The organism is Mesorhizobium sp. Root554 (assembly GCF_001427025.1).
Taxonomy (GTDB): Bacteria; Pseudomonadota; Alphaproteobacteria; order Rhizobiales; family Rhizobiaceae; genus Mesorhizobium.
In genome coordinates, this window is sequence record NZ_LMGA01000001.1 from 1839771 (window position 1) to 1847210 (window position 7440).

At 63.7% G+C, this 7440-nt stretch carries 8 protein-coding genes, 1 tRNA gene and 1 pseudogene; 7 read left to right on the forward strand and 3 right to left on the reverse strand.

Going from position 1 to position 7440, the window contains the following annotated elements:
• The 5 genes from ASD44_RS08820 (at nucleotide 1) to ASD44_RS08840 (ending at nucleotide 4527) form a co-directional block, all read left to right on the forward strand.
• Nucleotides 1–789: an ABC transporter ATP-binding protein gene (locus ASD44_RS08820; protein WP_056115764.1), complete on the forward strand. Its 789-nt coding sequence runs from the start codon at nucleotides 1–3 to the stop codon at nucleotides 787–789.
• Complete coding sequence (locus ASD44_RS08825; protein WP_056110769.1) at nucleotides 782–1510, forward strand: ABC transporter ATP-binding protein; 729 nt, start codon at nucleotides 782–784, stop codon at nucleotides 1508–1510. The genes ASD44_RS08820 and ASD44_RS08825 overlap by 8 nt, the downstream gene beginning before the upstream one ends.
• 7 nt (nucleotides 1511–1517) lie before the next feature.
• Nucleotides 1518–2405, forward strand: coding sequence for a branched-chain amino acid ABC transporter permease (locus ASD44_RS08830; RefSeq protein WP_056110772.1), 888 nt, complete (start codon nucleotides 1518–1520; stop codon nucleotides 2403–2405).
• A complete protein-coding gene (locus ASD44_RS08835) occupies nucleotides 2405–3376 on the forward strand; it encodes a branched-chain amino acid ABC transporter permease (RefSeq protein ID WP_056110774.1) in 972 nt (323 codons plus the stop codon). Before ASD44_RS08830 ends, ASD44_RS08835 begins: the two co-directional genes overlap by 1 nt.
• A gap of 296 nt (nucleotides 3377–3672) precedes the next feature.
• Entirely contained in the window at nucleotides 3673–4527 is an 855-nt protein-coding gene (locus tag ASD44_RS08840) for a formylglycine-generating enzyme family protein (RefSeq protein ID WP_200946408.1), read from the forward strand.
• Between the two features lie 135 nt (nucleotides 4528–4662).
• Here the strand turns inward: ASD44_RS08840 and ASD44_RS08845 are convergent.
• Nucleotides 4663–4738: transfer RNA gene (locus ASD44_RS08845), tRNA-Ile, on the reverse strand.
• A gap of 178 nt (nucleotides 4739–4916) precedes the next feature.
• Here ASD44_RS08845 and ASD44_RS08850 point away from each other — a divergent pair.
• Complete coding sequence (locus ASD44_RS08850) at nucleotides 4917–5627, forward strand: SIMPL domain-containing protein (RefSeq protein ID WP_056110776.1); 711 nt, start codon at nucleotides 4917–4919, stop codon at nucleotides 5625–5627.
• A 110-nt stretch (nucleotides 5628–5737) separates the two neighbouring features.
• Here ASD44_RS08850 and ASD44_RS08855 read toward each other — a convergent pair whose 3' ends face one another.
• Together ASD44_RS08855 and ASD44_RS08860 are read right to left on the reverse strand one after the other, a co-directional pair.
• Nucleotides 5738–6115 carry a hypothetical protein gene (locus tag ASD44_RS08855; protein ID WP_056110778.1) on the reverse strand — a complete coding sequence of 126 codons (378 nt, stop codon included), beginning with the start codon at nucleotides 6113–6115 and terminating at the stop codon, nucleotides 5738–5740.
• Between the two features lie 141 nt (nucleotides 6116–6256).
• Nucleotides 6257–6700, reverse strand: a complete 444-nt coding sequence (locus tag ASD44_RS08860) for a YcgN family cysteine cluster protein (RefSeq protein WP_156459909.1) — start codon at nucleotides 6698–6700, stop codon at nucleotides 6257–6259.
• 231 nt (nucleotides 6701–6931) lie between these two features.
• Here ASD44_RS08860 and ASD44_RS18720 point away from each other — a divergent pair.
• Nucleotides 6932–7360, forward strand: a pseudogene (locus tag ASD44_RS18720) (flagellar motor protein MotB); the annotation flags it as partial.
• Nucleotides 7361–7440: the final 80 nt, after the last annotated feature.

Genomic DNA, 7440 nt, shown 5'->3' on the forward strand with positions numbered 1-7440 from the left:
GTGCAGGCAACTGAGCAAGCCGACAAGGCGGACAGCGGGTCGCGCGTGGTTCTTTCCGCGCGCGGCCTGCGCCGCGATTTCGCCGGCTTCGTCGCTGTCAAGAATGTCGATCTCGATATCGAACATGGCAAGATCCACGCCCTGATCGGACCGAATGGCGCCGGCAAGACGACGGTCTTCAACCTGCTGACGCGGATGATGCCGAGCAGTGCCGGGACGATCTCTTTTCTCGGCCGTGACATCACCCATATGTCTCCGGCCGCGGTCGCGCGGCTGGGGGTTGTCCGCTCCTTCCAGATCTCCGCGATCTTCCCGCACCTGACGGTGCTCGACAATGTACGCGTCGCCCTGCAACGCCCGAACGGGCTGGCGATCCAGTTCTGGCGCAGCCTTTCGGCGCTCGATGCACTGACCCCGAGGGCCGACGAACTGCTGGCGCTGGTCGGCCTCTCCGACGCCCGCGACCGGCTTGCCGGCGATCTTTCCTATGGCCGCAAGCGCATCCTGGAGATCGCCACGACGCTGGCGCTGGACCCCAAGGCGCTGCTTCTCGACGAGCCGATGGCCGGCATGGGCCATGAGGACGTCGGCGCGGTCGCCGAGATCATCCGCTCCATCGCGAAAGACCGCGCGGTGCTGATGGTCGAGCACAATCTCGCCGTCGTCGCCGATCTTTGCGACCGGATCACCGTGCTTCAGCGCGGCGAAATCCTCGCCGCCGGCGACTACGCCACGGTCAGCCAGGATGAGCGTGTCAGGGTCGCCTATATGGGGACCACGGATGACTAGAGCGTTTCATGGCTCGAGCGCGGAGCCCCTTCTCGAGGTCCGGGACCTCAATGCCTGGTACGCCGAAAGCCATGCGCTGCATGGCGTCAGCCTCTCGGTGGACCGCGGCGAAACCATAACGCTGGTCGGCCGCAACGGTGTCGGCAAGACGACAACGCTGCGGGCGATCATAGGCCTGATCCGCAAACGCACCGGCACGATCCGTTTCGACGGCAAGGACATGATGGGCGTTCCGCTGCATGGGGCCGCCCGCGCCGGCATTGGCTTCGTGCCGGAAGAACGCGGCATCTTCGCCACGCTGACGGTCGACGAGAACCTTGTCCTGCCGCCGGTGGTCGCGGAAGGCGGCATGAGCCTCGACGAAATCTTCACGCTGTTTCCCAATCTCAAGGAGCGCCGCAACAGCCAGGGCACCCGGCTCTCGGGGGGCGAGCAGCAGATGCTGGCCATGGCCCGTATGCTGCGCACCGGGGTCAAGCTGCTCCTGCTTGATGAGCCAACCGAAGGACTGGCGCCGGTGATCGTCCAGCGCATCGGCGAAGTGCTCGCCGAACTGAAGAAACGTGGCATGACCATCTTGCTGGTCGAGCAGAACTTCCGCTTCGCCAGCCGGATCGCCGACCGCTTCTACCTGATTGACCGTGGCCGGGTGACGTCGCAGTTTCCCGTGGCTGAACTCGCGTCCAGGATGGACGAGATGCATGAGGTGCTTGGAGTATGAGGCGGCCATGACGATGGTTTTCGGCATACCGATCCAGGCGCTGCTCGGCCAGTTGCTTGTCGGCCTGATCAACGGCTCGTTCTACGCCATGCTGAGCCTCGGGCTGGCTATCATCTTCGGGCTGCTCAGGGTCATCAATTTCGCCCATGGCGCGCAATACATGCTGGGCGCCTTCGCCGGCTATCTGATGCTCGCCTGGTTCGGCATCGGCTACTGGCCCGCGCTCATCCTGGCGCCGCTGGTTGTGGCCGTGGTCGGGATCGTGGTCGAACGGTTCGCGTTGTCGCGTCTCTACGACCTCGATCCGCTCTACGGGCTGCTGTTCACATTCGGGTTGGCGCTCGTCATCGAAGGGGTGTTCCGCTACTACTACGGCGTTTCCGGAAACCCCTACCCCGTTCCCGCCCTGCTGGCCGGCGGAGAGAATCTCGGCTTCATGTTCCTGCCGATCTACCGCGGCTGGGTGGTGGTCGCATCGCTGATCGTCTGCCTGACGACATGGCTGGTGATCGAAAGAACGAAGCTCGGCTCCTATCTTCGCGCCGCCACCGAAAACCCGCGTCTCGTCCAGGCCTTCGGCATCAACGTACCCTTGTTGCTGACGTTGACCTATGGTCTCGGGTCCGGCCTCGCCGGCCTCGCCGGCATCCTCGCAGCCCCCGTCTATCAGGTCAGCCCGCTGATGGGATCGAACCTGATCATCGTGGTTTTCGCCGTTGTCGTGGTCGGCGGCATGGGGTCCATTCTCGGCGCCATCGTCACCGGCTATTTGCTGGGTCTGGTGGAGGGGCTGACCAAGGTCTTCTATCCGGAAGCCTCCAGCATCGTCATCTTCGTCGTCATGGCCATTGTGCTGCTCTTGCGGCCCGCCGGTCTGTTCGGAAAGGACGCCTGATGGCAGAGGCAACGCAGACCCGCACATCGGCGTCGGGTGCAAGGTTGCAATGGGTGCTGGTGGCGATCGGGATCGCCGCGCTCATCGCCGCGCCCTTCGTCATCTACCCGATCTTCGTCATGAAGATGCTGTGCTTCGCGCTGTTTGCCTGCGCCTTCAATCTGCTCATCGGCTATACCGGGCTGCTTTCCTTCGGCCATGCCACCTTTTTCGGCGGCGCGGCCTATTTCTGCGCCCATGCCGTCAAGGTCTGGGGCTGGCCGCCGGAGGCCGGGATCCTGCTGGGCGCGCTGGGCGCAGCCGTCCTCGGTGCCATCATCGGATTTTTCGCCATCCGCAGGCAGGGCATCTACTTCGCCATGATCACGCTGGCGCTGTCGCAGATGTTCTTCTTCTTCTGCCTGCAGGTGCCCTTCACCCACGGCGAGGACGGCATCCAGGGCGTGCCGCGCGGGCATCTCTTCGGTGTCCTCGACCTCAACAACGCGCTGACGATGTATTTCACCGTTCTGGCGATTTTCCTCATTGGCGTTTTCGCCGTCTGGCGCATCGTCAACTCACCCTTCGGCATGATCCTGCGGTCCATCCGCGAAAACGAGAACCGCGCCATTTCGCTTGGCTATTCCGTCGCCTATTACAAGCTTGCCGCCTTCGTCATGTCGGCGGCGCTTGCCGGCCTCGCCGGCGCGGTGAAGGCGATCGTCTTCCAGTTCGCCACCTTGACGGACGTTACCTGGCAGATGTCCGGCGAGGTGATCCTGATGACGCTGCTCGGCGGCATCGGCACCATGGTCGGCCCGATTGTCGGGGCCGGACTTGTGGTCGGGCTGGAGAATACGCTGGCCACTTCGGGCTTCCCTGTCACCATCGCGACCGGCCTCATCTTCATGATCTGCGTCCTTGTGTTCCGGCGCGGGATCGTCGGCGAAATCCTCGCCCGGCTTCCAGGCGCGAAAAATAGCAATAGCTGAGGAACGCCGAAATATCCGTCCCGGCCGCCCGAACCCCAGCTTCATCATCGGCGCAAGCGTTCGATCTATAAGGCGCGCTTTTCGATATTGATGTCGGCCCGTGAAGCGTACATGGCGCCTTGCCAACCGGCGGGTTGAGTTGCAAGAAGTCGGCAAGTCTGCGGTCGAAGCGAACTTGGCGCAGCCCGATGACGATGCGATAGAGTAGAATCACGATGAAAGACGGATGCTGTACCCCGGCTCGCGAGACGCACGGTTCGCAAGCGGAAGTTGGTCTTCCCAATCCAGACCCGGGGATGACAGCGCCCCACGATGCCGTCTGGCTCGAGGGCGGGAAGAGCTTTTGCGGCACCAGCCAGGTGGTCATAAAGGCCGACGGCGAGGAGCGCCGGCCGGTAAACGTCCGACCGTTCGGCATCGACCGCACCGCTGTCACGAATGAGCGCTTCGCAGCCTTTGTCGATGCAACCGGCTACAAGACGGAAGCCGAGGCGTTCGGCTGGTCCTTCGTCTTCAAGGATGCCCTCGATGCGGCCACACAGGCCTCGACGCCGCGCGTGGTGGAAGTGCCCTGGTGGCACAGGATCGACGGTGCGGACTGGCGTCATCCGTCCGGCGCGGCCTCATCGATCGAGACGATCATGGATCACCCGGTGGTTCACGTCAGCTGGACCGACGCCACCGCGTTCGCGCATTGGGCGGGAGGACGGTTGCCGACGGAAGGGGAATGGGAGTTCGCCGCACGCGGCGGTAGGCAAACGGTCTATCCATGGGGCGACGAAGATCCCGCCGACGACGCGCCCCGGTGCAACATCTGGCAGGGTAGATTTCCCGACTACAACTCGGCGGCCGATGGCTACGCTGGAACCGCTCCCGTGGAAACGTTCGAACCCAACGGCTACGGCCTCTTCAACATGGTCGGAAACACATGGGAATGGTGTGTCGAACCTTTTCGTGTGAAATCGCTGAGCGCGCTCGGCAAGGAGCGCGATGCCATGGCGCGCAAGGATGGCGAGCGGCTGCTGAAAGGAGGCTCATACCTGTGCCACCGCAGCTACTGCCACCGCTACCGGATTGCCGCGCGCATGGGCCGTCCCCCTGATTCCTCCACGTCGCATGTCGGGTTCCGGCTGGCTTACAGCCCTCGATGACGGCCGAGGTCCACGACAATTCAACTGGGCAAGTCGTCGAGAATTTCCGGATTTTCCGTCCGCATCGCCTAAAATACGCTTCCTATCAAGCCGCTCGTGGCGAACATCCCGTGCGCCACTGCAAAATAGAAGAAATGGTGGGCCCGGAGGGACTCGAACCCCCAACCAAGCGGTTATGAGCCGCCGGCTCTAACCATTGAGCTACAGGCCCCACGCGGCTGGATTAGTGTTTTTCATCGCGCTGCACAAGCCCGGCTCCCCGGCCTTCGACGCAAACCGGTCCATCGCGCAAACGGGCATTGACGGACAAATTGCCATGGCTGCCCAAATCAGCCCATATTCGCCCCCTACTCGCCGTCGCACAGGCCCTCGCACGATGGAGAATTTCGATGCCCAAGACCCTTTTACCGCTGGCGCTTGCCGCCGCAATCGCCTTGCCGGGCTTTGCCCGGGCGGCTGACCCGCTGCCGCCGCCGCGCATCATCGTCTCGGGTGAAGGCGAAGCCTCGGCAGCCCCGGACCTGGCCGTGCTGTCGCTCTCGGTGATGCGTGAAGCCAAGACGGCCCGCGCCGCGCTCGACGCCGGCAACGACGCCATGGCCGCGGTCATCGCCGCGATGAAATCCGCCGGCATCGAGGACCGCGACCTGCAGACCGGCGGCCTGCAGATCAATCCACGCTACAACTACACCAACAAGCCCGACGGCAACCAGGAAGCCGAGCTGGTCGCCTACCAGGTCACCAACACGCTGACGGTCCGCATTCGCAATATCGACAAGACCGGCGAGCTGCTCGACAAGGCGGTGTCGCTGGGTGTGAACCAGGGCGGCGGCATCTCGTTCTCCAATGAGGATCCCTCCAAGACGCTCACCGAGGCGCGCAAGAAGGCGGTCGCCGACGCCATGGCCAAGGCCAGGACGCTTGCCGAGGCCGCCGGCGTCAGCGTTGGCCGCGTGCTGGAGATCGTCGATCAGAACATGGCGCCAATGCCGATGCCAATGAGCGCCAAGTCGTTCGACTCCGCCCGCGCCGCCGTTCCGGTGGAGGCCGGCGAGAATTCCTACAAGGTGCAGGTCAACGTCACCTTCGAGCTGAAGTAGCCCTGACACACTTAGACCGCCCCATGAAAAACCCCGGAAGATCGCTCTTCCGGGGTTTTGTTTGAGCCACGCCCGCTCAGGCGGGGGCTCTGCTACTCGAAGCGGTCGGCTTAGCGGTAGACGACCGGGCAGTTGCGGTCCCTGCCGAAAACGACAACGACGCGCTGGTTGTATTTGCGGCCGGCCACGCGGATCGTATGACGTCCGACATCGACGACCCGGGCCCGGCGCAGGCCCATACGCTCGGCCTTGTCGACGGCGCGGCCGGGCGTGCACATGCGGCGCCAGTCACGGTCGCGCCGCCACTCATCATGGCGATCGCCGCGCCAATGGCGATTGCCGTGGTCGCTGGCCTGGATCCCGAGACGCGGGCCGTCGCCGCCGAAATTGAGATAAAGGCCATCGGCACTTGCCGTCGCCGGCACCGCAGCCAGTGTGCCGATCCCGATAAGGGCGGAAAGAACCGCGGTTTTGATCTTGTTCAGCATTGTTGCTCTCCTTTGAAGCTTTTTCGCCGAAGCGATGGAGCGGACCCTAGCCGACGCTTGCTGAACCATTTTCGAACCGCCCATTCATTCGCGGTTCATATCCCCGCGGGAGGTCCGCGACCGCTTGAGGGACACCTGGCGCTAGGGTTCGCCATCGACGACATGGTCGAAATAGTCTTCCGGTTCCGCGAGGTCATATTCATGCGCGGTGATGCGCCCTTGTACGGAAATCCCGGCCTCATGCACGGTTTGGGAGCTGCCGGATATCAGATGGTGCCACCAGTAGAGGTCGCGTCCCTCGGCGATCAGCCGGTAGGCGCAGGTGCCGGGAAGCCATTTGATGGTCCGCACGTTCTCAGGCGTCAGGCCGACGCAGTCCTGAACCCGGGCCAGCCGGTTGGCGTAATCCGAACAGCGGCAGCTTCCGGCATCGAACAGCCGGCATGCCACGGTCGTCCAGTAGATTTCACCGGTGTCCTCGTCCTCGAGTTTGGACAGGCAGCATTTGCCGCAGCCGTCGCATAGCGACTCCCATTCGGCTGGCGACATTGCCTCCAGGGGCGTGGTTTTCCAGAATGGCTGCATATCCATGCCCGCATTTGGCGCTCCAGCAGCGCTGGGTCAAGCGCTCCAACCACGCACCGGACAATTTGCGATCGGCTTCGGTCGCGGCCATGTTCTCGCCATCAAAATGCCGGCCCTCGCCCCCAAAGGGCCGGCCTGTCGCCGTTTTACCCCTGTCTATGCGGCTTGGACGGAACCAAACCGGTTCCTGACCATTGGGGCCGCGATGGGGCGCCTAAGAGGAGAAATTGGATGAAACGCCAACCACGGATTTTGGCAGGTACGGCACTCGGCCTGCTCATGGCATCCGCGCCGTTGGGCGCGTTCCCGCTGCAGCAGAGCGATATGTCGGCTGCGAGAAGCAGCTCGGCCAATGCGCCAGTCATATTTGCCCAGGCAGCTTGCGCGGAAGGCCAGTCGCCGGAAGAATGCGCAGCCGCACAGGGCGGTGAAACGCCGCGCAAGCTATTGCGCCGCCAGAAACAGGAAGAAGCCCAGCCTGAGGCGCCCAGGGAAGCCGCGCCTGCCCAGGAACAGGAGCAGCCGCGCAAGCAGCGTCGTCAGCAGCAGGAAGAAGCTCAGCCTGAGGCGCCCAGGGAAGCCGCGCCCGCTCAGGAACAGGAGCAGCCGCGCAAGCAGCGTCGTCAGCAGCAGGAAGAAGTTCAGCCTGAGGCGCCGAAGNAGCACCCGCCCAGGAGCAGGAGCAGCCGCGCAAGCAGCGTCGTCAGCAGCAGGAAGAAGTTCAGCCTGAGGCGCCGAAG

What these genes read in the sequence shown, in the direction of transcription:
- ASD44_RS08835 (WP_056110774.1), top strand. Translation starts at nt 2,405, where the DNA reads ATGGCAGAGGCAACGCAGACCCGCACATCGGCGTCGGGTGCAAGGTTG.
- ASD44_RS08860 (WP_156459909.1), bottom strand. Translation starts at nt 6,700, where the DNA reads ATGCAGCCATTCTGGAAAACCACGCCCCTGGAGGCAATGTCGCCAGCC.
- ASD44_RS08830 (WP_056110772.1), top strand. Translation starts at nt 1,518, where the DNA reads ATGACGATGGTTTTCGGCATACCGATCCAGGCGCTGCTCGGCCAGTTG.
- ASD44_RS08840 (WP_200946408.1), top strand. Translation starts at nt 3,673, where the DNA reads ATGACAGCGCCCCACGATGCCGTCTGGCTCGAGGGCGGGAAGAGCTTT.
- ASD44_RS08850 (WP_056110776.1), top strand. Translation starts at nt 4,917, where the DNA reads ATGCCCAAGACCCTTTTACCGCTGGCGCTTGCCGCCGCAATCGCCTTG.
- ASD44_RS08825 (WP_056110769.1), top strand. Translation starts at nt 782, where the DNA reads ATGACTAGAGCGTTTCATGGCTCGAGCGCGGAGCCCCTTCTCGAGGTC.
- ASD44_RS08855 (WP_056110778.1), bottom strand. Translation starts at nt 6,115, where the DNA reads ATGCTGAACAAGATCAAAACCGCGGTTCTTTCCGCCCTTATCGGGATC.